The organism is Pigmentiphaga aceris (genome assembly GCF_008119665.1).
GTDB classification, from domain to species: Bacteria; Pseudomonadota; Gammaproteobacteria; order Burkholderiales; family Burkholderiaceae_B; genus Pigmentiphaga; species Pigmentiphaga aceris.
Genome location: NZ_CP043046.1, coordinates 2839026 through 2861048 on the forward strand (window position 1 = coordinate 2839026; position 22023 = coordinate 2861048).

Here is a 22023-nt window from a genome sequence, read left to right on the forward strand (position 1 = left end):
GCCTGGGCCATATCAGTCCGCAGCCAGCGCCACGTCAGCGCGCTTCCACAATGCTGACCCATACAATTCTTCGCCAAAATCGGGCGGCACGTGGGTGCGAATGCGTTGCTCGTGTCGCGCCAGATCAGCCAGGACCAGGTCTTGGCTGATGCGGGCAACGGTTGCGGGAATGTCCCGACGCATGCATGGCACGTCGCCCAGGGGAACGCCGACACTGGCAAAGCCGCCGGGGTTGTGCACGTGGACGTCGCGCAGCCAGGGTGCACTGCCAGGGACTTTTTCCAGGTATTCCAACCCCGTGCCCAGGTAGGGCGAGGCACCCAGTTCATCGTCGCGCGCGTTGTCTGCGGGGTGATAACGATCGCGCCAGCGCAGAATGTGGGGCGCAATGTCGGCCAGTTCCGGGCGCACGGCGGGGTCAACCAGATAACCCGTGCCTGCGATGGCGAAGTCGAAGGGCAGGGTTTCGTCGCCAACCTGGGCGAGCAAGCGGCCAGACTGCGCGTCAACACTGCGCCAGTCGGCGTTCAGATGCAGATGGAAATTGGGGAAGGCCAGCACCCGCGCGATGGAGTCGGCAGGCGGGGTCGATCCGGCACGGCGGTATCGCAGGGCTTGTTCCCATCGCAGGGCATCGGGCAAGGACAGATAGTTGTCGTAGATGCCCGGGTAGGCGCGAACCTTGATGACCGGCGTAGCGGCAATATGATCTCGGCGGGCAAACAGGTGCACGGCTGCGGCACCCGCTTCCAGCGCCACGGCGGCTGCATCGAAAGCGGAAGCCGCCGCGCCCAGCACGGCCACCGTCTTGCCTTGCAAGGCGTCGAAGTCGATCGGGTCGGCGGTATGTGCAACCAGCCCGGCTGCCTGTGCCTTGGCCAAGACGGCGGGAACGAACGGCGTACCGTTGCCCGCCACACCGTTGGCCAGAATGACCTTGCGGGCGGTTTCGACACGCGTCTCGCCCTGGTCTTTCAGGTGCAGGCGGAAGTAGGACACATCGGCGTCGGTGACGGGTTCGATGCGCAGCACTCGCACGCCGTAACGCACTTCAATGCCAAGAAATTCGCGGTACCAGTCCAGATAGTCGGCCCAGACCGTGCGTGGGATTCGGTCGATGCTGGCGTAAGCCTCGGCTCCGTGACGCGCTTCGTACCAGGCTTGGAAGCCCAGGGTGGGCAGGCCGAGTTCCGGCCCGACCAGACTTTTCAAGGTGCGCAGCTTGTGCATGCGGGCCCGGTTGCGCCATACGCCGGCGCGTGATCCATCCGGGGCGGCGTCCAGCACGGCTACCCGACCAATGCCCGCACGCCTGAGCGCAAACGAATACGCGCTGCCGCTTTGGCCGCCGCCAATGATGGCAACGTTGTGGTCAATGCCAGGATGGTCGGGCACCCAGTTGTCGGGGGCAGGCCCAAGCAGGCGCAGTGTTTCGCGCGCTAGGTGGTCGGGGTCGGGTCGTTGGGTGGACAAGGTATCGGTCATCAGGCAAGGGCCTCGGCTGGCTGTAGGGAGGAAACGGCTGCAGCGGTGGTGGACGGGCGTGCAAGACCAAAGTGATCGCGCAGCGTGCGACCTTGGTACTCGGTTCGGAACACGCCGCGTTTTTGCAGAATCGGAACAACGCCGTCGACAAAGTCTTTCAGGCCATCGGGCAGCGCATCGGGCATCAGGTTGAAGCCATCGGCCGCGCCGTGCTTGAACCAATGCTCGATGTCGTCGGCGATCTGTTCGGGTGTACCCACGATCACCCGGTGCCCCCCGCCGCCTGCCAGCTCATGCACCAACTGGCGCACGGTGAAGTTGTTGCGCCGGGCAAGCGCCAGGGTGGCGTTGAAGAAGGTGTGATTGCCGTTGCCATTGGCGGGCAAGCTCAAGTTGTCGGGCAGGCGTTCGTCCACCGACAGGCGTTCCGGGGCAATGCCCAGAATGCCGGCCAGCCGTTTGATGCTGTAGTCCCAAGGCATCAGTTCCACCAAGTCGTCGCGGCGGCGGCGCGCCTGCGCTTCGGTTGCGCCGATGATGGTCGTCAGGCCCGGCAATACGCGTATGGCGTCAGGACCACGCCCCAGTGCCTGCGCACGTGCCTTGATTTCGCGGCTGTAAGCCAGGGATTCTTCAAAGGACTGCGATGCTGAAAACACCGCTTCTGCATGTCGGGCAGCAAGCTCACGGCCATCGGCCGAGCCGCCTGCCTGCAACACCACCGGATGGCCTTGCGCCGAGCGCGGCAGGGTCAGCGGGCCGTGCACGTCGAAGTGTTCACCATGATGCGCAATGGGCCGAACCTTGTCGGCATCGACAAAGTTGCCCTGGATCTTGTCGCCCACAAACGCATCGTCATCCCAGCTGTTCCACAGCGCCTTCACCACCGACGCAAATTCCGCCGCGCGTGCGTAACGCTGGCCGTGGTCGGGGGCGGCCTCGCGCCCGAAGTTGCGGGCCGATGGCACGTCGGCAGTGGTCACAGCATTCCAGCCCGCACGGCCGTTGCTGACGTGATCCAGCGTCATGAAACGACGCGCAATGTTGTAGGGCTCGTTGTAGCTGGTGGATGCCGTGCCGATCAGGCCGATGTGGGTGGTTGCCGCCGCCACCACCGCCAGCAACACCGTCGGCTCCAGCGCGGTGATCGGCCGGAAATTGATCTGGTCGATGATGGCCGCATTGTCGGCCAGGAAAATCGCGTCGAGCTTGCCGGCTTCGGCAATCTGCGCCACGCGGACATAGTGCTGCACGTCGACAAATGCGCGCGGATCGCTGTCCGGCAGCCGCCAGGCCGAGGGTAGGAAGCCCGAGTGCAGAATGTTGACGTTCAGATGCAGCTGGCGGGGAGGGCGGGCAGCGCTCATTGATAGGTTCCTGGTTGCGGGTAGCCTTCCCCCAGCGCCCAACTGCCTACGTTGCGCGTCTTGTATTCGGCCGGGTTGTGAAGCGTGTGAATGCGGGCATTGCGCCAGAAACGATCAAGGCCGTGTTTGCGGACGGCCGAGCGTGCGCCAGTCACTTCGAAAATCTCGCTGGACACCTGCAACGCAACCTCGCCCGCCAGCACATTGGCCGCCGCGATGCGGATGGCCGCATCGCCCCGTTCTTCTGCGGTCAGTGCCTGGCCGCGTGCGAACACGTGGTCAAGTGAGATCAGTGCGCGGTCGGCCAATGCGGTGGCTGCGCGGGTCTTCACCAGCAGCTCGCCATACTGGCGCTGCACCCACGGGTCGTCGACATGACGGGCCACACCAGAGTGAAGCCAGGGGCGCGACTGATTCACCGTGTAGTCGCGCGCGGCAAGCAGCGCGCCTTGCGCGGTGCCGATGAAGACATTGAGCAGCACGCTTTGCTGCTGCAAGCCGGTGATGCCGCGCCAGATTTCAGCCGGAGCGGCCAACGGGTCCAGTTGTGCCGGTTCACCCAGGACTTCGTCTTGATGGATACGCACGCCGTGGTACGACACGCGACCGCTGCCCGTCTGACGTTGGCCGATGCCATCCCAGTCGTCTTCGATCACGATGCCTGTGCGGTCTGCCGGAATGGCAGCAAAGCGACGTTCGTTGGTGTCGGCGTCTTCCCAGGCAACCGCCAGAAAGTCCGCCACGTGTGACCCCGACGTGAACGGCCGGAAGCCGTCGAGCACAAAGTAGTCACCGTCGCGGCGGCCGAACAGACTCTTGGAGAAACTGTTGGCGTTGTTGCCCCAGAACCAGCGGGCCTTGGCTGACCTGCGCCACAGGTCATCGGTCTGGGCGGGCGCGTTGCGCAGTCGTGGGCTGAGCAGGCTGCCGTAGTGGTACCCGTACAAATGGCCCAAGGAGCCATCGACTTGCGCAAACAGGCGCACGATCTGTAACGCAGTCGACCAGGGCTCGCCCTGGCCGCCATGCGTGCGCGGCAGCAACAGCGCCAGCAAGTCATTTTCTTTCAGCAGCTCAATCTGCGCGGTGGGACGGCCGCCAGCGCGGTCGCGCTCGATGGCGTCTTCTGCAAAGCGCTCGCGTAGCGCTGCGGCGCGGGCAATGAACGGATTGCGAGTGTCTGGGGCAAACAGCTCGGGCAGGCTGTCGGCCTGCGCGTGGAGGTATGCGGGATCTGCGGACATGATGTGGGCCTTTGACTGAGGTGGACCGTTACTGGCTGGGCGCTTGCGGCCCTTTACGCGGCACAGACCTTCAACGATAGGGAGCCGGCACGGGATGGCCGCCGCCCAGCACCCAGTTGCCGACAGCGCGCTTTTTATATTCGGCTGGGTTGTGCAAGGTGTGCGTGCGCACGTTGCGCCAGAAGCGGTCAAACCCGTTGGCAACTGTGGCCGATCGGGCACCCATGACTTCGAAGATGTCGTTGGACACGGCCAGCCCGGTTTCGCCGGCATACAGGTTGGCGGTGGCGATATCGATGGCGGCCTGGCCTCGGCGTTCCTGAGTAAGGGCCGGGCCGTCGGGGTAGATTGCATCCAGGCTGTGCGCAGCCTGATCGGCCAGTTCGATGGCGGCCAGCACACGAATGCTTAGTTCGCCGTATTTGCGTTTGATCCACGGGTCGTCCACGTGGCGATCTACGCCGGAATGAATCCAGGGGCGCGAGCGCGTGGCGGTGTAGGCGCGGCCTTCGTCCAGCGCGCCCTGGGCGCTGCCCAGAAATACGTTCAGCAGCACGCTTTGCTGAAGCAGGGATACCAGCGATGCATACGGTGTCAGCGGGTCATCGGCGCGACCCAGCAATTCATCGTCATCTACCCGCACATCCTTGAAGGTGACGGTGCCGCTGCCGGTCTGTCGTTGGCCGATGCCATCCCAATCGTCCTCGATGACAATGCCCGCGCGGTCGGCGGGCACCAGCCCGGACACGCGGTGGCCCAGCGCGTTTTCCCACGACACCATGATGACGTCGGCAACATGGCTGCCACTTGAGAACGGCCGGAAGCCGCTGATCAGCCAGCCTTGGTCGTCTGGCGCTCGTCGCGCAGATGAGGTCTTCGATAGCGCGTTGCCTGAATTGCTCCACAACCATTGATCACGCACCGCCGCGCTCAGCAGTCGTTGCTGTTGTTCCGGTGTGGCGCGCGACAGCACGTTGTGTTGCGGCAGATGGTGATAGCCGAACAAGTGAGCCAGCGAGCCGTCGGTGTGCGCGATCTCGCGTACCGCACGCAGGACGGACAGCCACGATGCGCCCGTACCGCCGTACTGCGTTGGAATGGCCGCAATCAACAAGCCGCTTTCTTTCAGCAGTCGAACCTGGTCCACCGGCCGCCCGCCAAGCTGGTCGCGTGCTGCGGCATCGACCGCGAAGGCATCACGCAAGGCTGCGGCCTTGGCGACGATGGGGTCGCTCAGATCGGGCTGGAAGGGGGATGACAGGTACGGGGAAGAAAACAGCGCGGCGATATCGCCGGAGACAACACCCATGAACCTCTCCACTGATAACCATGCGGCGATGGGCACGGCCAGGGGGCCGCGACAAGATGCCGGATGCTGCCGCCAAGGCAGAAGTGAAAAAGCATTCTAGGAGTGCGCACTTTCAATGCGAACGAACGATTACGCGCTTGAATATCCGCTGTAGCTATATAGGGCGAGCCGCATTTTTTCGCATATGAATATGTGTCATGGTGCTCGGGGTGGCAAGTCAGGATTTGCTGCCTGGATATCAGGGCTTATCTCATTCATTTATACGAATACAGATAAGCTCGATTTCTGCTTTGCATTATCGAAAAGGCAGGAAAGCCGCTTTTTCAAGTCATCTGATCCTCGGATGCCCCTGGATTTCCGCGTAAAATCTAGGTCCGATGCGATTTGTAACGCCTGGGAACCGATGTAACCCCTGGGTGTCGCGTGCCATGGATATACTCCACCGCTGATGAGAAGCCGTCTTATTTGAATTGTGAAGTCTACGAATTCGAATTCAAGACGCCTACCCACAACTTAATAAAATTAGACCAATGAAAAAATCGGTAGGGATTGGGGCCGGCGTGGCCGTGGTTGTCGTTGTCGCAGGCGGCTGGATCGGCGGGGCTTGGTACACCGGAAAGCGTATTGAAGCCGAGTCGGTGAAAAAGCTGGAAGAGGCGAATGCCTTCCTGACCGCCAAATACCCGTACCTGGGCCTGAAGCTGGTTGCCGACCGCTACGAGCGCAATCTGTTCAGCACCAACGCCCGCTATGTGTTGCTCGGCACGATGTCGCCCGATGCGGCCAAGCCGAATCGTCTGGACATCGACGCGCGCATCGACCACGGCCCGTTCCCTTCCGGTGCACTGTCGTCCGGACACCTGGCTCCGCACGCGGCCTACGTCCGTGCAGCGATCAGCAATACCGACGTCACCAAACCGGTCTTCGACATTACGAAGGGTGTTTCCCCCCTGACGGCCAATGCGCTGGTTTCCTACAGCGGCAACACCGCTTTCGATTGGTTGGTGCCTGCCATTGAACACGCCGACGGCGGTCGCAGCTTGAGCTTCTCGGGCGCTCGCGGCAAGGGCACTTTCGATCGCAGCACCCTGGCAGTCAACGGTGACCTGCGCATCGACCTGCTCAAGTTCCAGGGCACCGAAGCCGAAGAAAAAGCCAACGTCGAAATCCACGGCATCGGTGGCAAGTTCGACAGCCGTCCAGGCAAGTTCGGTATCTCGATCGGCACTGGCGACATGGGCTTTGACCGTGTCGTGGTCACGACCAAAGATCCGAAGCAAAGTGGCTCGATCGAGAAGGGCAACTACCGCGTCAAGATCGACGAGAACGACAAGTTCATCAATGTCGAAGCTGCGTATGCCGTCGGCGCGATGAAGCTGGGCACCGTGGATCTGGGTTCCCTGCAGACCACGCTGAAGTTCGCGCAGCTGGACGGCGCGTCGCTGAAGGTGCTGTCTGACTTCTACGCCAAGCTGCCGGCAACGCTGAGCACCACCGGCAGCAGCAGCGACGACGCATTGAAAAGCGGCATGACCGCGTTGATGGGCTCGGGTCAGCAGTTGTTGGCGGCCAACCCGACCTTCAGCATCGATCCGCTGTCGTGGAAGACGGACAAGGGCGAGCACCGCGCGTCGCTGTCCGTGCAGTTCGATCGTTTCCCGGTTGAACAAGGCTTCCAGCCCGATACGGCCATCAAGGCATTCAAGCGTGTGGATGCGTCGTACACCCTGTCCAAGACCATGGCCCAAGACCTGGTGACCAAGATCATGGTCGAACAGATGGGTGAGTCACCTGCAGATGCGCAGAAAACGGCTGCCGAGCAGATCGAGCAAGTCGTTGCCATGGCGCAGATGATGAACGTGGGCAAGGTCGAGGGCGACAACCTGGTTGGCCGTCTGAGCCTGGTCGATGGTGTGGTCGACGTGAACGGCACCAAGACACCGGTCGAAGAATTTGCCGATCAGTTCGGTCTGCGTAACAGCAGCTTCGGCAGTGACGACGACAGCAGCGACGTGGAAGTGGACACGGTGTCGCCTGCGATGCCCAGTGGCTACATGAACAGCGTTGATACCGATGTCATGGGCGAGATCCTGGACGATTTGGGCTACGCCTACACCGTGGATACCGATAGCGCTGGCGATCCGAAAATCGTTATTGAACCGGGCGACCTAGGTGCCAAAAGCGTTGAAGTCGAGTACTACAACTGCACGGGTGACAGCAACCAGAACTGCGAAGACTTCTTGATGAAGGCTGTCTTCAAGCCCAGCAAGGGTGCAACCCTGAAGGTCTTGAACGAATTCAATCGCGAAAATCGCTGGGTTCGTGTCTACCTGGATGATGACAACACGGCCGTGGTCGAGATGGACGTGAACGCCGACGGCGGTCTGGGCCGCGAATCGCTCAAGATCCTGGTGGATCTGTTCTTCAGCGTATCCGGGGACTTTGCCGAGGCCATCAAGCCGGCAGCTGCGCCCGCTCGCCGTTAAGCCAAACGGCAACAGCCTGTCGAACCGGCAGACTGTGCGCGCGTGGGAAAGCAAAGCGCCTCGATCGAGGCGCTTTTTTACGTCGACTGAAAACGCAGTCCAGCTTTCAGCTGGTATCGCGAAAAACACAGGAGATACATGACGATGCTGCCCATGTTTTTCTACTGGAACGACGCAGTCTTCCTGCCTGCTTATGCAGCGCTGCTTGTCGTGACGGTACTCGGTCACCGTGCCTGGTTGCGCTGGCGCAATCGCCCGCAGGCTCCGAGCGCGACCAACCCCTCGCCACTGACCGATCCGTATGCCGTGGCCTACTTGCGCGGTGGCGCTGAAGAGGCTGTGCGCACGGCGGTGTTCGCGCTGTTGTATCGCGGTGCGCTGACGCGGATCGTGAAGAATAATCTGCAGCGGGCCCAACACGTAGACGAAACGGCACTGCGGTCGCTGGAGGCGCAGGTACTGACGCGTTTCGACACGCCGCGATCTGCGGAAGGCCTGCTGTGGGAATCGTCATGGATTCGCCAGACGGTCGGGGACTATGCACGACGTTTGGAGCGGGCCGGGCTGTTGAACAAGCGAGGCCTGCTGGAGCGCCGGGTGTACACCACGCTGGTGATCCTGCTGCTTGTGGTGACGATCGTCCGCAGCTTCGTTTCGACGCAGATGGGTTTCACCGGCTTCCCCTTGATGATCGGCGCAACCTTGATTGCATGGTTTTTCCTGCGGCCATTCTGGCGCATGCAGACGCCGCTTGGCCTGCGTGTGCTCGACCAGCAGAAACAAGCGCATCAACGCTGGATGAATGGGGCGAATAATGTTGACGACGCCACCTGGGTCGCGGCTGCATTTGGGGTGGCTGCCTTGTCGGCACTGGCTTACCCGATGGCAATGTACGCCATGCCAATGATGCGCAAGCCGTCGTCCAGCAATGGGGGAGATGGGGGAAGCAGTACCAGTGGCGGCGATTCTTCATCGTCCAATGGCAGTGGATGCAGCAGCGATTCAGGCAGCAGTGACGGCGGCAGTTGCGGTGACGGAGGCGGGGGAGGGAGCAGCGATTAATACGGTCATCGGGCTACTCCTGGGTAGCGAGGCATGCTTGACTGACTGCGTGATAGGCTGCTCGCGGACACCCTGTACCCGTCGTGGTACTCCCCGTTCTACCCACATGTGCGATTCGGATGTCCCACTGATTTTTCTCGCTCGCACATGACCTAAACATCATCTGTGAAGGGAGCCCAGCTGTGTACGAACTGATCATCGCCAACAAGAACTATTCGTCGTGGTCTTTGCGGCCCTGGATCTTGCTCAAGAGCCAGGAGATTCCGTTCAAGGAAACGCTGATCACTTTCGGGGATGGGTTCGACGATCCGGCGTTTCGCGCCTTGTCACCTGCCGGCAAGGTGCCGGTGCTGATCGACGGTCCAATCCGGGTGTGGGATTCGCTGGCGATTATCGAGTACCTGGCAGAACGCCACGGCGGCGTCTGGCCGCCCGATGTAGCAGCGCGTGCGTGGGCACGGTCGGCTGCGGCAGAGATGCATTCGGGGTTTTCCGTGCTGCGTGAACGCTGTTCAATGAGCTGCGGCATCCGCGTCAAGCTTGCAGAAATGCCCGAGGCCTTGATGCAAGACTTGCAGCGGATCGAGGCGCTGTGGGCAGAGGGCTTGGCCCGATTCGGTGGCCCCTTTTTGGCGGGCTCGCATTTCACTGCGGTCGATGCTTTCTTCGCGCCCGTGGTTTTTCGTATCCAGTCTTATGGTCTGCAACCCGGTCCTGCAGCAAGCGCGTATGTCCAGACCATGCTGGCGCAGCCCGCCATGCGCGACTGGTACGACGCCGCGTTGGCTGAAACCATGCGCGACGAGGCGCATGAAATATCGCTGCGTGCGGCAGGAACCTGGACCGAAGACTTGCGGGCAGCATCGCGTATCAGCCTGTCGTCAAACGGCTGATGGTCGCCTGAAACCCCGACGATTTTCCGTCTTGGTGCAGATTCGCAAAAGCAATCGACAGCCCGTGCATGGACGCCACGCGCTTGGCAATCGATAGGCCAAGCCCGCTACCTGATTCTTGTTGACCCGGTGCGCGGAAGAAACGATCGCCTAGCCGTGCCAGGAGATCCGGCGGCACGCCAGTACCCTGGTCCGTCAGTGTTATGCCGTCAGGTTTGAAGTGCACGGCGACCATTCCCCCGGGCGGGCTGTAACGAATTGCGTTGTCCAGCAGATTACGCAGCATCAGCCCGAGCAGATGTTCGTCGCCAGTCAGTGGTAGCGGGGCGATGCCGTCATCCGGCCAGAACAGTTCCACGTCGACCTGCTTGCTTGTCGCCAGCCACAAGCTGTCAGACAACGCATGCCCGCTGATCTCCGGCCAATTCGCGGTGTCGGAAAAGCTGGTTTTCGTCCCGCTTTCCAAGCGCGACATCGCCAAGAGTTGAGATACCAAGCGGTTCAAACGTTGTATGCCCAGGGCTACCTTGGCATCTGCTTCTGCGCGTTCTTCGACATTCACCGCGCGTTGTGCCACTTCCCATTGCACATGCAGGGCGGCAAGTGGCGTGCGCAGTTCATGCGCGGCGTCCGCTGTCAGGCGGCGCTCATGTTCGATTGCTGACGCCACACGTCCAAGCAGGCGATTCATGGCCACGACCAATGGACGCAACTCCCCGGGGGCAAGGCTGGGGTCGATGGGCACGGGATCGTTGGGATTGCGTCGTTCGAGCGCCATCGACAGCGCGTTGACTGGTTTCAGTGCCTGGCGGACACCGCCGACCAGCATCAACAGCAACAAGGGTAGTGCGAATAGCCAGGGGAGTATCTGGCCCAGTAGATATGACGATACAAGTTCCTCTCGTTCTCCTAGCCGCTGACCCACCGCCACGCGAGACGCATCAATGCTGTTCTCCAGGTAATACACGCGCCAGGTCACGTTTTCAACGTCGGTATTGGTGAAGCCCTGTACGCCTGGTTGGCGTGGCAAGGGATCGCCGTCTGGATCGATACGCAAGGCCCGGCCGTCGGGAAGCCAAGCCGCAACCGCCAGGTCTCCAAGGTGGGCCTGACCCAGATCGCCCACTTTGGGGGGAGCCGTGGCGACACGACCAGGCGGCGGTGCGCCGAATACGTCGAGCAGGTCGTACAAATGCTCGGCCATTCGAACCATGTCAGTGTCGTACAGCTCGTTGATTTCCTGCTGCGCACGAAAATAGGTCACGCCGATGGTCAGCAGCCAGGCAAACGGTGCCGCCACCAGAACGGCGATGATGAGCCTTCGTTGCAAGCTCATGCAGCAGTCTCGACAACACCAAGGGCATAACCTGAACCACGCAGGGTACGAACGATTTTCGGATGGATTTTCTTTCGGAGGTGATGGATATGTACCTCCAACGCATTGCTCTCGATGTCTTCGTTCCAGCCGTACAGCTTTTCGCGGATGAAGTCGCGTGTCAGTACCCGATTCGGATGCATCAACAGCAGTTCAAGCAGCATGGCTTCGTGGCTCGTCAGGCTAACTGGCTTGCCCTGCCACGCAGCGTCGCGCGAGGCTGGTTGATACACCAGATCACCGTGCGTCCACACCGGTTCGGGCATGCCGGCGCTGCGGCGAGTAACGGCACGTAGCCTTGCTGCAAGCTCATCCAGCGTGACGGGTTTGATCAGGTAGTCGTCGGCACCAGCGTCCAGTCCGCTGATGCGGCTCTCGATCGCGTCACGGGCAGTCAGGACGACCACGGGCGTTCCCCGGCCCGACCTGCGCCAGCGTGCAAGAAGACTCATCCCATCTTCGCCCGGCAGCCCAAGATCCAGCACCACGGCATCGTAATGCACCACTTGTTGCGCACTGTCGGCTTGCGCAGCGCTGGTGAACCAGTCGATGGCGTAGCCCAATAGTCGCAGGCCCTTGCTCAAGCCGTCGCCAAGCAGGGGGTCGTCTTCAACGATAAGAATTCTCATATCGCTCCAGCATTGAGCCAAACAGGACATTTCAATCTCGCCTGCTCAACTTAATGTGACGTTAAGGTTGGGTTCCTATTCTGCGTCCACGCCATTCAGGACGCCAGCCATGCCCGCGCATTCTCGACATTCCCGCACCATTTCCGGGGCTGCCTCTACATTTTCTACAGGGACGATCAGACCAGCGCAGCCCTACGCCAGCACCGAACTGAAAATACACCCGGTCGGTGCACCCGGGCGAGCCGCCATCGAAACATTCATTCAACAACGATACGCGCAGCGCTATGCCGCGCATGTGCAGGAATGGCCGCCATTCCTGGCCAGCCTTGAGCTTGATGGGGAGACGGTGGCCGCAGCGGGATATCGCGGTGCGAGCGAAAGACTCTACCTTGAGCGTTATCTGCCCGCACCGATCGAAGCCTGTCTGACGCAGCCGCTTGCCGGCCCGCCGTCGCGCCTGCGTATTGTCGAGGCAGGTACGTTTGCCGCGACGCAGTCAGGTGCGGGCCGACTTCTGGTACCGCTGCTGGCAACGCATCTTCACCAGCAAGGGTACGAGTGGGCCGTCACCACCGTTACGCAGACGCTGCGCCACTTGTTCTCGCGTTTGGGGCTGTCGCCTCAATTGCTGGGAGATGCGCGCCGCGATCAGTTGCCACTTGAGGAGCAGGCGGGCTGGGGAACTTACTACGATCATGCCCCGGTTGTGCTGGCCGCGCGGCTGGACGCGGTCATTGGCAAGCTGGTGCGCACATGAATACCGCAGATTTCTTCGCCCGGCTTGAATCGCATGCCGAAGACGCCGAACGCATTGCCTTGATCGGTAAAGGCACGACGTTGACCTACGCGGATCTGACCGCAGCCGTTGCCGAGCGCGCGAAGTTTTTGCGATCCGTGGGTATCAAGATGCTTGCTACCTTCAGCGACAACGACCCCGCTTGGATCGTCACTGACCTGGCCGCGTTGGCGGCCAATGTGCCCCACGTGCCCTTGCCGCTATTTTTCACGCCCGCGCAGATAGCAGCCACGCTGGCTGCCACTGCCGCCGACGCGGTGATTGCGCCGATGGGTATGGCCAGGAGCTTTCAGGCACTTGGTTTCACCATCGTGGATGAGTTTGACTATGTGCTGGTGCTGCTGCGCCGGATCAGCGTCACGCCCAGTCTGCCGGCAGGAACGACAAAGATCACGTTTACCTCGGGCTCGACGGGTAACCCAAAGGGCGTCTGTTTGAGCGCGCACGCCATGTTTGACGTCGCTGACGCCATTGCACAGTCGACTACTGAGCTAGGTATCACCAGGCATTTGAATGCCTTGCCCTTGCCGGTTTTGCTCGAAAACATCGCTGGTGTATATGCACCGCTGCTTCAGGGCGCAACGTGTGTCGTGCTGCCTTTGGTCGACGTCGGGTTGAGCGGTTCATCGAGCTTCGATCCGGCGCTCTTCCACGCTGCCCTGGTCCGATATCGGGTGCAAAGCGTGATCACGCTACCGCAGATGCTGCAGGCTTATGTCGCCAGCTTGCAGCGAAACGAGGAGCGCTCCCCTGCTGATTTGGCGTTGGTCGCCGTGGGCGGAGCCAGGGTCGGTGACGCATTGCTTGCCCAGGCTCAAGAGCTCGGCCTGCCGGTGATGGAAGGGTACGGATTATCCGAAGGGGCGTCGGTACAGACACTGAACCTGCCAGGAAAAAGCCGCTTCGGCAGTGCGGGCAGAGCGCTGGGACACGCGCGCCTGCGTGTTGCGTCAGACGGAGAAATCGAAATTGCGGGCAGTCTGTTCCTGGGTTATCTCGGCGGGCCCGTCGTCACCGAACAATGGCTGCCTACGGGTGATCTTGGTCATCTGGACCAAGACGGCTTTCTGTTCGTCAGTGGGCGCAAGAAAAATGTGTTGATCACCGCCTATGGTCGAAACGTATCGCCGGAATGGGTCGAGGCTGCATTGCGTGACCATCCCTTGATCGCACAGGCGGTCGTGCTTGGCGACGCCGAACCCGTTCTGGGAGCCGTGCTCTGGCTCAAGGATTCAACGCTGTCGGACGATGCGGTGCAGGAAGCCATCCACGAGGTCAACAGCGGTCTGCCCGACTATGCGCGCATTGGACCATGGTGTCGCGCCGTCGCCGACTACTCGGTGGCGACAGGGCTGGCTACTGCCAACGGCAGGCCGCGTCGCCAACACATCTTTGACCTACATAACACGTTATTCCGTGCCGCCCATCTCAATTCATTCGCTCGCCAGCACTAAGAAGGACATTGTCATGCCGCTTTTCGATCAACTCGTCGCTCGCACGCAAGATGCACGTCAACATCTCGTGAGTGCACCCATCGTGCTGGATTGTCTGCGCGGTGAGGTATCGCTGGAAAGCTATCTGGCGTTTCTTCAAGAGGCCTATCACCATGTTCGTCATACCGTTCCCTTGCTTCGGGCCTGTCGTGCTGCGTTGCCCGAGCATCACGCGTGGCTTGCCCCGGAACTGGATGAATACATCGAAGAAGAAATAGGCCACGATGTGTGGATTCTCGATGACATTGCGGCCTGTGGTGGCGATGTGGATGCGGTCCGTCGGGCCGGTCCGGGGGCGGCTACTGAAGTCATGGTCGCTTACGCATACGACACCATTGCACGGGGTAATCCGCTCGGATTCTTCGGGATGGTGCATGTGCTTGAAGGCACGAGTGTCGCGCTTGCGCTGGCGGCTGCCGACAATATTCAGACAGGCCTGGGCCTGCCCGATTCGGCCATGAGCTATCTGCGTTCACACGGCACGCTGGATCAAGAGCACACGGCGCATTTTGCCGACTTGATGGACATGATCGACGACGCCGATGATCAACGCGCAATTGTGCATGCGGCCACGATGTTCTATCGCTTGTATGGCGATATCTTCCGCAGCTTGCCCTTGTCGCGCATGACGATGGAGTCAAGCGTATGAAACTGTCTCAGACGTCGGTGGTTCTGACGGGCGCATCAGGTGGTATTGGATCGGCAACAGCACGCCTGCTCATTCACGAGGGAGCCAAGGTGTTGCTCGTCGGACGCTCCAAAGACAAATTGATGAAACTTGCGTCGGAATTGGGTGCAGGCGCGTCGGATCGCAGCCGGCTCGATGCGTTGGTGGTCGACATCACGACCGATGCCGGACGCGCAGCCATTCGTGATGTCGCGCAGGCCAGAAATGTCAACGTCCTGATCAACAACGCGGGGGTGCCTGGTTTTGGCCCTTCCATTGAACTGAGCAGCGTTGACGCGCAGGCAATGGTCAACACCAATCTCCTGGCCCCCATGTTGTTGACGTCGTGCCTGTTGCCACAGTTGATGAAGCAGCCGCGCGCTCAGGTAATCAATGTCGGATCGACGCTTGCCCGTATCGGGGTGCCTGGTTTTGCCGCATATGGCGCGACGAAAGCTGGCCTGCGTGCATTTTCTGAATCGCTGCGTCGTGAGCTGGCGGAAACCTCGGTGAAGGTTCAATACTTTGCCCCACGTGCGGTCGATACGCAGTTCAACGATGCGCGGGCAACGACCTTCAACACGGTCACTGGATCGCGAACCGACTCTGTCGACAAGGTGGCCGCCGCGATTATCGAGATGATCCGCAGCGAGCGGATCGAACGCGGAATCGGATGGATAGAACAGCTCGCGGCGCGATTGAATGCACTGTGCCCTGGCGCAATGGATGGCGCATTCACCAAGCATCGGCACGCGTTGCAGACCTTGCCTTCTTCTCTGACTCAATTGAACCGGAAGCCATCATGAACTTTCCTGTTGCAGATGTTCTGGCTGTATCCCTGCGGCGCGTGTACGTCGCCGCCGCGCTTTTTTCCTTGTCTGCTGCGCTGCCGGTGCTGGCGCAGCCCGCTGCGCTGGACAACGGCATTGCTGACATCCAGCGCGAATGGTCGATCATTCAGTACCAAGCGCCTGAAAAAACACGAGAAGACAGGTTCGCGGTCTTGTCGACCAAAGCGCAGGCATTGGCTGATCAGTTCCCGCAGCGTGCAGAGCCGCATATCTGGGCTGGCATTGCACTCAGTTCCTGGGCGGGTGCCAAGGGCGGCCTGGGTGCACTTGGTCTGGCCAAGCAAGCACGCGAGCAATATGAGCAGGCCATCGCAATCGACCCGAAAGCACTTCAAGGTTCGGCGCAGAACAGTCTTGGGGTGCTGTATTTCAAGGTGCCAGGCTGGCCCATCGGGTTCGGCGACGACAACAAGGCGGAAGCATTGTTGAAGGAAGCATTGGCCATCAACCCCGATGGCATTGATCCCAACTATTTTTATGCGGACTATCTGGTTCAGAAAAACCGCAAGGCCGATGCGGCGGTGTATCTGGAACGTGCGCTGAAGGCACCGCCGCGGCTGGGTCGGGAAATTGCCGACGCAGGACGTCGCGAAGACATTGCGAAACTTCAGCAGAAGTTGCCATAAGGAGTAAGGCTCGGCCTGTCTGCCAAATTCCATTCAGTACGGCAAGATTATTCATGATACTTTTCCTTACCTGTTTCACCGTGTCCAGGTAAGGGTGCCTTACATGAATGATTACACCGCCGACATCCAAAAGCTCTATATCGCCTATTTCGGCCGTCCGGCCGATCCGAATGGCTTGGCCTTCTGGGAAGCGCAGGCTGCCCGGGACGGAAACGTGGCGGCGGTCGCCAAGGCCTTCACCACGTCGCCCGAATACCAGGCCTTGTATGCCGGCAGGACGAACGCGCAGATCGTTGACGCCATCTATGTGAATCTGCTGGCGCGTCATGCGGAACCTGCAGGGCTGCAATACTGGGTCGGGCGGCTTGATTCGAACGCGCTCGAGGTCAGCAGCCTCGTGATTGCAATCATGTCTGCGGCACAGAATTCGGAGACCATTGCCGACAGGCTGGCCATGAGCAACAAGGTGGCGGCCGCCTTGCAGTTCACGGCCAGCGTGGACACGGCCGCAGAGATCAACGCGTATTCCACCAATGCGGGTGCCGCGATTGCCAAGACCTGGCTGGCGGGCGTCACCGACAGCGCGTCGAGTCTGGCGGCAGCCACGGCCTCACAAGACAGCACGATCTCCAGGGTGGTGGCCAGTACCTTGCCTCCGGAAGAGGTCCCGCCTGCACCCCGACCGATTACCTTTACCTTGACGACCGGTGCAGACACATTCACCGGCGATAGTGAGAACGATAGGTTTGTCGTTGCCGCCGGGACCTTGAACGCGGGCGATGCGTTGAACGGCGGTGGTGGGTACGATGTGTTGAGCGTAACGGCTTCTGGCCAGACGTTGGCAGGCACACTTACCTCGATCGAAGAGATCCGTCTGGTCGATGGCGGCACCTTCAGCGCCGCGGCGTCCGCGTTGGGCAAGATGGCTTTCGGTCACATGGATACCAAAGACACGGCTGATGTGACGCTTATCATCGACGTGGCATCGTCGGCGACTTTTGACCTGAGCGGCGTCACGGCAGGGCAGGAGGGTGCCGCGGGTTCGCGCATCAGAGCCGTCTACACCAACGTTGCGACCAGTGCCTTGAACGTCACCTTGAGCGGCCTGGGCGACACCTTCACCGGATCGGCCAATGCCGACATCATTCATGGCGGCGCGGGTGATGACGTCATCACGGGTGGTGACGGCAATGACACCATCGAAGGCGGTACCGGTGCGGACAACCTCAATGGCGGTGATGGTGACGACGTGTTTGTCGGCTTTGACGGGCAGGACTTTGTCAATGGCGGCACAGGCACGAACACGCTCAGACTAACCGCCACCTCGGCCGACCTGAACACAGCTAACGATGCACAACTCGTGCTTGTGCAGCAAGTGGACGCCTCGACAGCGGCTGTCGGCGTAACGGTAAATCTCTCATCTCAGTCCGAAGGAATCTCCGTCTTCGGCTCGGCCCAGGCCGATGTGCTGCAGGGCGGCGCGGGCAACGATCAACTCAGCGGCGGCGCTGGCGACGATACCTTTGTTGGCTTCGAAGGCGCTGACACCATTGATGGCGGTACGGGAACCAACACGCTCAGGCTGACCGCCACCTCTGCCAGCCTGAACGCCTCGGTAAACGGTGCCCTCGTGAACCTTCAGCGGGTAGATGCCTCCACGGCTGCTGCTGGTGTGACCGTGAACCTCTCGGCCCATAGCCCAGGCTTTACCGTCACGGGCTCCGCACATGACGATTTCTTGAGTGGCAGTGCGGGCAATGATGTGCTGATGGGGGGTGACGGCAACGATCTGCTCGTGGGTGGCCCAGGTGCCGATACGCTTATCGGTGGCGATGGTGCAGATACCTACGCCTACGATGCCAACACCGAAGGGGGAGACATCATCGAGAACTTCGGTGCCGGAGACAAGGTTGCGCTTCGTGGTGGGCAGTTCTCAGGCATCAATCAAGCTGACCATATCAAAGCCATCTCCGGCGCTAATGCGTACAACGGCGGCTTTGGCTACAGTTTTGACGGAGGGGCATATGCGCTCATCTATACGGACACTGCCACAGGTAAAACCAGCCTGATCATCGATGACAACGGTAACGACACCAGTGGCGGTTACACCGTGCTGGTGTCTGAATTCAAGACGGCCATCGTCGGCCCGGTTCCAGGCGATATCCAGATCGTCCCTTGAACAGCGAGTTCAGCTCAGCTTGGAAGGCGGTCATCGTGGTGTACACGTTGGCAGTAGGCAGCAGATGGCTATTGCTAACTTGCAACACAGCGCGCACGGATGTTGCGTTCGTTTGGCGACGGAGTAGTATGCGCTCCGTGTATATTTCTTTAATCGGGAAATCGCCGTGAGCGTTCCGCAGCAAAGCCTTCTTCGCGACGCCATGCGCCGCCTCAACATGACCCGCGACGCGTTTGCCGACCGCATCGGGGTAGGCCGCAGAGCACTGGACAGCTGGCTGCTGCCGGAAGAGTCGCAAGAGTCGCGCGCCATGCCGGAAATTGCCGGGCGTTTCATCGCGGAAATCCTGACAGCGGCCGCCAGCGCCGAGAACGCTACGCAAAGTGTATATTCGACTGATCCGCAAAAGCCGATCCTGTTCGAAGGCAAGCCGCAGCTGCTATCCGTAGACCAGTTCTCCCGCGATGGCGTAGATGCCTTGTTCCGCGTGGCTGACATCATGCAACCCATCGCACGACGCCGGAAAGTTTCACGCGTGCTGGAAGGTGCCGTGTTGGGCAACCTGTTCTTCGAGGCCAGCACCCGTACTCGAGTGTCGTTCGGCGCGGCCTTCTGCCGACTGGGCGGCTCGGTGTGTGACACCACTGGCTTCACGTTTTCGTCGATGGCCAAGGGTGAATCCATTTATGACACCAGCCGGGTGTTGAGCGGTTACGTAGACGCCCTGGTTATCCGTCACCCGGACCAAGGCTCGGTGGCAGAATTCGCACGTGCCACCAATTTGCCGGTCATCAACGCAGGCGACGGCCCGGGTGAACACCCCAGCCAGGCCTTGCTTGACCTGTACACCATCCAGCGCGAATTCTCGCGTCTGGGCAAGATCGTGGATGGTTCGCATATCGCGCTGGTCGGTGATCTGAAATACGGGCGCACGGTGCACTCGCTGGTCAAGCTGCTGAGCTTGTATCGCGGCCTGAAATTCACGTTGATCTCGCCGCCGACGCTTGAATTGCCCAGCTACATCGTTGACCGCATTTCGCGCAATGGCAACGTGGTCGAACAGACCAATGACCTGCGTGCAGGGCTGAAGGGCGCGGATATCGTCTACGCCACGCGCGTACAAAAAGAACGCTTCGCGGACGAGTCATTCGAGGGCTATTCGCCAGACTTCCAGATCAACCAGGCGCTGGTCGATGCGGTGTGTGGACGCGATACCCTGGTCATGCACCCGCTGCCGCGCGACAGCCGGCCCGATGCCAATGATCTGAGCGTGGATCTGAACCACGATTCCCGGCTGGCGATCTTCCGCCAAACCGATAACGGGATTCCGGTGCGCATGGCGATCTTTGCGGTTTTGTTCGGTGTGCAGAACCAGGTGCAGCACTCGATGCGCGACGCCACGTGGCGCCCGCCCACCCAGCTGGGTCCGGACGACGCGCCGTTTCACGGGATGGATTGACGCGTTTGCTGACCTGGCGTGTGCATGACGCATGTATGGCTGCGTCAGGCACGCGCTACGATTACTTGGTTAAACGTTTGAGAAGCCCATCGACCTTTTGCTTGGTCAGTTGTTCTGAACGGGCTTTGTCGGCTGGGCTGGCCGCCGCGTCGCGACAGGCATTGGCCATGTTGGAGAAACGCTGGCTGCAGGTTTGTGCCATGCGTTTGGCTTCATCCCAGCCACGCAGCGGGGCGTAGAAGGCAATGGCATCTGGCCAGGCATTGGCTGCGTCGCCAAAGTATGCGAACCCTTGGTCCATGACCTGCTGCGCCTGCTTGCTTTTGCCTGCCGAATTCAGTTGGCTGCTGCGTTCGACCACACTCAACCATGCCCGGTCTGCGGTTGATGCAAGATTTGCGTCAAGCGTCGTGCCTGGGTCGGCGGGCAAGCGACGGTTATTCGACGAGGCTGCTTGCGCGGCTTGTACCTTGTACAGCGCCACAAGCGGGTAGGCATGCGTGGCCGTGGTGCCGCTTGCAGCTTCGCGTGCGTATGTCATCGCATCGGGTGCTTTGGGATCTTCAAGCGCCTTCGCGGCGAGTTGATAGTGGGCGAGCGTCTTTGCTGTGTCACGACTACGCTGTGCGGCCAACCACGGTGCAACGGTCGCCGTTTCGCTGATCTGTCCTGGCGGCACGGATTCCGCCGTCGCCGCCAAAGCATCCATGCGAGCAATGGTCTCCGGATGCGTGCTGGACGACTTCTTCCATAAGTCGCCGATCCCTTGTGTGCCGCTGTGCACAATGCCGCCAAAGGCCGCGTGGAGTTGCGCCAGCTGGCTGTACATGACGTCGGTGACTTCAGACCTGGGGCCCTTGTTGCTCGCCATGACAGACGCCGCAGCCTTGGCTTTTACCTCGTCCAGTGCTGCTTGCTTGGCCTTCTCTTGTCTTGCAGCATTGCTTTCATCCCATGCTGCCTGTCGTTCCAGAAACGCCTTGAACCCCGCTTCATAGCTGTAGCCAAGCAACAGGCTGATTTTCAGACCCAATTCGTCTGCCGCCGATTCCTGCGAACGGCCCCAGGCTGACGCAGCCAGTTCACGTCCAAGCGCATAGCCCGCAACCAAGCTGTCGACCTGAGTCCATCCAGCCGCGTTGGCGGTTTTCTTTGCCAAGGTCATGCCTACGGCGACCAAAACCGCTGCCTGATCGCCAGTCTGGATTGCACCTTCAAGCTGATGATAATGAAGATAAACGTGAGAAAACTCGTGACTGAGCAAAGCAACGATTTCATCTTCGCTCTCTGCAGATGCGAGCCACGTGTGCGAGACATAAATGTTGCCCGCCGCCGTTGCATAGGCATCAAGGGCAGGAGACGCAAGAACATATACTTCGCCAGGCCACTGGGGTACGCCAGCCTGCGTTTTTATTTTGTTCAGGAGGCCAGTGAGATAACCCTGCATGGCGGGCATTTGCGCGACGCCGTATCCGCGTGCACGTTGATTCAGTACATCAACGGCCGGGTCTGGCCAGGATCGGGGTTCGGGCGCGGGCAGGGGAGCGCTCAACACCAGCGGCGCTGGGGCTGCCACTCCTGGTAAAGACAGTGTCGAGATGGCTTCCGGCATGGTTTTGCAGCCCGCAAGCAGGGCAATTATGACTGTGCCTGCCAAGTGGGAAACCCGCCACGCGGGTCTGCGCTGCGTTGGGGTTGCTTGCAGCCGGCTCACTTTTATTTGGCTTACTTGCATGCGTTGGCACCCGCGCCCGGCGTCGACGCAACCGCCTCCAGTCTGGCTGTGCGCTCAGGTGCAATGCCGGTATTACACGACGCTTTGGATTCACGCAGCGAGCGCACCTGTGCGTTGCGCAACCAGACCTGTTTTCCGCCGAGGTCGACAGCGCTGTATCCACTTTGCTGTGCACTGACTGCCAAGGGGAACGTGATGGTCGAGGTATTGACCTGCTCGATGGCTTGCATGGAACCGGGTGCATCGTACAGGTCAAGTTTGTCGCGCGTGCTGGGACTTGGGCCCAAAATCTGGCCTTGCGCCAGCGCGCTGCTGCCAAAGGCAATGCCCGCGAACAAAATCGAGGTCAAGACGGTGCGCTTCATAA

At 60.6% G+C, this 22023-nt stretch carries 18 protein-coding genes; 10 read left to right on the forward strand and 8 right to left on the reverse strand.

The annotated features are described in order from the left end of the window. Positions 1–12 precede the first annotated feature (12 nt). The 4 genes from FXN63_RS12400 to FXN63_RS12415 form a co-directional block, all read right to left on the reverse strand. A complete protein-coding gene (locus FXN63_RS12400; protein ID WP_148815238.1) occupies positions 13–1485 on the reverse strand; it encodes a SidA/IucD/PvdA family monooxygenase in 1473 nt (490 codons plus the stop codon). After that, positions 1485–2852: an LLM class flavin-dependent oxidoreductase gene (locus FXN63_RS12405; protein WP_148815239.1), complete on the reverse strand. Its 1368-nt coding sequence runs from the start codon at positions 2850–2852 to the stop codon at positions 1485–1487. The genes FXN63_RS12400 and FXN63_RS12405 overlap by 1 nt, the downstream gene beginning before the upstream one ends. Then, on the reverse strand, positions 2849–4096 hold the full coding sequence (locus FXN63_RS12410; RefSeq protein WP_148815241.1) for an acyl-CoA dehydrogenase family protein: 1248 nt from the start codon (positions 4094–4096) through the stop codon (positions 2849–2851). Before FXN63_RS12410 ends, FXN63_RS12405 begins: the two co-directional genes overlap by 4 nt. A 70-nt stretch (positions 4097–4166) precedes the next feature. After that, a complete protein-coding gene (locus FXN63_RS12415) occupies positions 4167–5405 on the reverse strand; it encodes an acyl-CoA dehydrogenase family protein (protein WP_148815243.1) in 1239 nt (412 codons plus the stop codon). A 530-nt stretch (positions 5406–5935) separates the two neighbouring features. Here FXN63_RS12415 and FXN63_RS12420 point away from each other — a divergent pair. The 3 genes from FXN63_RS12420 (at position 5936) to FXN63_RS12430 (ending at position 9846) form a co-directional block, all read left to right on the forward strand. Next, a complete protein-coding gene (locus FXN63_RS12420) occupies positions 5936–7891 on the forward strand; it encodes a DUF945 family protein (protein WP_148815245.1) in 1956 nt (651 codons plus the stop codon). Between the two features lie 138 nt (positions 7892–8029). Beyond that, a complete protein-coding gene (locus tag FXN63_RS12425; protein WP_148815247.1) occupies positions 8030–8953 on the forward strand; it encodes a TIGR04222 domain-containing membrane protein in 924 nt (307 codons plus the stop codon). A gap of 182 nt (positions 8954–9135) precedes the next feature. Beyond that, positions 9136–9846 carry a glutathione S-transferase family protein gene (locus FXN63_RS12430; RefSeq protein WP_148815249.1) on the forward strand — a complete coding sequence of 237 codons (711 nt, stop codon included), beginning with the start codon at positions 9136–9138 and terminating at the stop codon, positions 9844–9846. Here FXN63_RS12430 and FXN63_RS12435 read toward each other — a convergent pair. Continuing rightward, a complete protein-coding gene (locus tag FXN63_RS12435; RefSeq protein ID WP_148815251.1) occupies positions 9824–11182 on the reverse strand; it encodes an ATP-binding protein in 1359 nt (452 codons plus the stop codon). The genes FXN63_RS12430 and FXN63_RS12435 overlap by 23 nt on opposite strands. Further along, positions 11179–11850 (reverse strand): response regulator, encoded by a 672-nt coding sequence (locus tag FXN63_RS12440; protein WP_148815253.1) that lies wholly within the window; start codon positions 11848–11850, stop codon positions 11179–11181. The genes FXN63_RS12435 and FXN63_RS12440 overlap by 4 nt, the downstream gene beginning before the upstream one ends. Positions 11851–11959: 109 nt before the next feature. Between FXN63_RS12440 and FXN63_RS12445 the strand changes: the two genes are divergently transcribed. The 7 genes from FXN63_RS12445 (at position 11960) to FXN63_RS12475 (ending at position 19921) form a co-directional block, all read left to right on the forward strand. Continuing rightward, on the forward strand, positions 11960–12607 hold the full coding sequence (locus FXN63_RS12445) for a thermostable hemolysin (protein WP_148815255.1): 648 nt from the start codon (positions 11960–11962) through the stop codon (positions 12605–12607). Continuing rightward, positions 12604–14100, forward strand: a complete 1497-nt coding sequence (locus tag FXN63_RS12450) for an AMP-binding protein (protein WP_148815257.1) — start codon at positions 12604–12606, stop codon at positions 14098–14100. Before FXN63_RS12445 ends, FXN63_RS12450 begins: the two co-directional genes overlap by 4 nt. A gap of 13 nt (positions 14101–14113) precedes the next feature. Further along, complete coding sequence (locus tag FXN63_RS12455; protein WP_148815259.1) at positions 14114–14788, forward strand: iron-containing redox enzyme family protein; 675 nt, start codon at positions 14114–14116, stop codon at positions 14786–14788. Beyond that, complete coding sequence (locus FXN63_RS12460; protein ID WP_148815261.1) at positions 14785–15612, forward strand: SDR family oxidoreductase; 828 nt, start codon at positions 14785–14787, stop codon at positions 15610–15612. The genes FXN63_RS12455 and FXN63_RS12460 overlap by 4 nt, the downstream gene beginning before the upstream one ends. Next, positions 15609–16283 carry a tetratricopeptide repeat protein gene (locus tag FXN63_RS12465; protein ID WP_246165123.1) on the forward strand — a complete coding sequence of 225 codons (675 nt, stop codon included), beginning with the start codon at positions 15609–15611 and terminating at the stop codon, positions 16281–16283. Before FXN63_RS12460 ends, FXN63_RS12465 begins: the two co-directional genes overlap by 4 nt. A gap of 103 nt (positions 16284–16386) precedes the next feature. Next, on the forward strand, positions 16387–18462 hold the full coding sequence (locus FXN63_RS12470; RefSeq protein WP_148815263.1) for a DUF4214 domain-containing protein: 2076 nt from the start codon (positions 16387–16389) through the stop codon (positions 18460–18462). A 166-nt stretch (positions 18463–18628) separates the two neighbouring features. After that, the gene (locus FXN63_RS12475; protein ID WP_148815265.1) at positions 18629–19921 is read left to right on the forward strand and encodes an aspartate carbamoyltransferase; all 1293 of its coding nucleotides are present in this window, start codon (positions 18629–18631) and stop codon (positions 19919–19921) included. A 61-nt stretch (positions 19922–19982) separates the two neighbouring features. Here the strand turns inward: FXN63_RS12475 and FXN63_RS12480 are convergent, their stop codons facing one another. Together FXN63_RS12480 and FXN63_RS12485 are read right to left on the reverse strand one after the other, a co-directional pair. Beyond that, on the reverse strand, positions 19983–21656 hold the full coding sequence (locus tag FXN63_RS12480) for a M48 family metalloprotease (RefSeq protein ID WP_148815266.1): 1674 nt from the start codon (positions 21654–21656) through the stop codon (positions 19983–19985). Beyond that, the gene (locus tag FXN63_RS12485) at positions 21647–22021 is read right to left on the reverse strand and encodes a hypothetical protein (protein ID WP_148815268.1); all 375 of its coding nucleotides are present in this window, start codon (positions 22019–22021) and stop codon (positions 21647–21649) included. Before FXN63_RS12485 ends, FXN63_RS12480 begins: the two co-directional genes overlap by 10 nt. Between the last annotated feature and the right edge of the window lie 2 nt (positions 22022–22023).

Coding starts and splice junctions, on each gene's coding strand:
- FXN63_RS12400 (WP_148815238.1), bottom strand. CDS start 1,485: ATGACCGATACCTTGTCCACCCAACGACCCGACCCCGACCACCTAGCG.
- FXN63_RS12405 (WP_148815239.1), bottom strand. CDS start 2,852: ATGAGCGCTGCCCGCCCTCCCCGCCAGCTGCATCTGAACGTCAACATT.
- FXN63_RS12410 (WP_148815241.1), bottom strand. CDS start 4,096: ATGTCCGCAGATCCCGCATACCTCCACGCGCAGGCCGACAGCCTGCCC.
- FXN63_RS12415 (WP_148815243.1), bottom strand. CDS start 5,405: ATGGGTGTTGTCTCCGGCGATATCGCCGCGCTGTTTTCTTCCCCGTAC.
- FXN63_RS12420 (WP_148815245.1), top strand. CDS start 5,936: ATGAAAAAATCGGTAGGGATTGGGGCCGGCGTGGCCGTGGTTGTCGTT.
- FXN63_RS12425 (WP_148815247.1), top strand. CDS start 8,030: ATGACGATGCTGCCCATGTTTTTCTACTGGAACGACGCAGTCTTCCTG.
- FXN63_RS12435 (WP_148815251.1), bottom strand. CDS start 11,182: ATGAGCTTGCAACGAAGGCTCATCATCGCCGTTCTGGTGGCGGCACCG.
- FXN63_RS12440 (WP_148815253.1), bottom strand. CDS start 11,850: ATGAGAATTCTTATCGTTGAAGACGACCCCCTGCTTGGCGACGGCTTG.
- FXN63_RS12445 (WP_148815255.1), top strand. CDS start 11,960: ATGCCCGCGCATTCTCGACATTCCCGCACCATTTCCGGGGCTGCCTCT.
- FXN63_RS12450 (WP_148815257.1), top strand. CDS start 12,604: ATGAATACCGCAGATTTCTTCGCCCGGCTTGAATCGCATGCCGAAGAC.
- FXN63_RS12455 (WP_148815259.1), top strand. CDS start 14,114: ATGCCGCTTTTCGATCAACTCGTCGCTCGCACGCAAGATGCACGTCAA.
- FXN63_RS12460 (WP_148815261.1), top strand. CDS start 14,785: ATGAAACTGTCTCAGACGTCGGTGGTTCTGACGGGCGCATCAGGTGGT.
- FXN63_RS12465 (WP_246165123.1), top strand. CDS start 15,609: ATGAACTTTCCTGTTGCAGATGTTCTGGCTGTATCCCTGCGGCGCGTG.
- FXN63_RS12470 (WP_148815263.1), top strand. CDS start 16,387: ATGAATGATTACACCGCCGACATCCAAAAGCTCTATATCGCCTATTTC.
- FXN63_RS12480 (WP_148815266.1), bottom strand. CDS start 21,656: ATGCAAGTAAGCCAAATAAAAGTGAGCCGGCTGCAAGCAACCCCAACG.
- FXN63_RS12485 (WP_148815268.1), bottom strand. CDS start 22,021: ATGAAGCGCACCGTCTTGACCTCGATTTTGTTCGCGGGCATTGCCTTT.